1 protein-coding gene is annotated in these 1,078 nt (G+C 45.5%); it reads right to left on the bottom strand.

Annotated features, from left to right (window positions below):
• Positions 1-28: 28 nt before the first annotated feature.
• Entirely contained in the window at positions 29-976 is a 948-nt protein-coding gene (locus SU60_RS09010) for an IS30 family transposase (protein ID WP_041155238.1), read from the bottom strand.
• Between the last annotated feature and the right edge of the window lie 102 nt (positions 977-1,078).

Here is a 1,078-nt window from a genome sequence, read left to right as displayed (position 1 = left end):
CAACTGCGAAGTGCGACACTCGTCAATATCAAGCAGCCAATGCCATTTCTTTAAATACAATCGCTGGCTGCTTGAAGCCTAAACACTTTCTTGGTCGATAATTTATTCGCGATAGAGCGAATTCAATATCGCTATCCGTTACTGTTGTTAGATCGGTTCCTTTTTTCACATATTGCCTTAAAAGGCCGTTAGCATTCTCATTGGCTCCACGCTCCCAAGAGCTATAAGGGTGGGCAAAATACACATCAGCTTCCAACTCCTTTGCGATGGTTTCATGACCTGCAAACTCTCTCCCGTTATCTGCCGTGATGGTATGCACATGCTCCTTATAAGGCATGAGTAGCTCTATGGTTGCTTTGGTGACATCATCTGCTGACTTAGATGGCACTTTTTTTACCACGTAAAATCGTGTTTTACGCTCCAAAATAGTCACCATAGCCCCAGTGCCGTGTTTGCCTAAGACAGTGTCGATTTCCCAATCACCAAATCGCTCCTTACTGTCAACGATGCTTGGCCGAACATCGATAGAAACGGCATTCTTGATAGCGGGCGCTTTTTCTTTTTTACCGCGACGATACCGCTTGTGTCCTTGTCTCAAATGGCGATATAGCTTGCCACCCAAGCGTTTATCCTGTGCAACAAATCGGTAGATCCACTCATGGCTGACAGCGGCACCGACTTTCGTTAATACACTGGAAATTTGCTCTGGGCTCCAATCCGCTTCTAAAAGCAAGCGGATAAAATCAACACGCTCCTGTGGTATACGGTATTTACGCGCTGATGTGCGTTTTTTGATTGATAACATCTGGGCTTCGTTAGGACAATAATGTCTGCCCTTGCGGCCGCGTTTAAGCTCCCGGTATACCGTAGAGCGATGGCACTGAACAGTTTTAGCTATTTCAGAAACCGAAATTCCCCGTTCCAAAAGAGCCGAAATCTGATATCTTCTGCCCTCGGTCAACTGCTGATAATTCATGGTAGTACTGCTTGTTTCTTTGACGAGAAGAGCGTACCACTTTTAGCAGTTGGCCTCCTCTTCTACACCTTTCCATGAATGTCGCACTTATTATCTGAAATC

The organism is Vibrio mytili (genome assembly GCF_000830505.1).
Classification (GTDB): Bacteria; Pseudomonadota; Gammaproteobacteria; order Enterobacterales; family Vibrionaceae; genus Vibrio; species Vibrio mytili.
The sequence above is the reverse complement of the archived record's forward strand: the minus strand, read 5'-3'. Positions and strand labels throughout refer to the sequence as shown.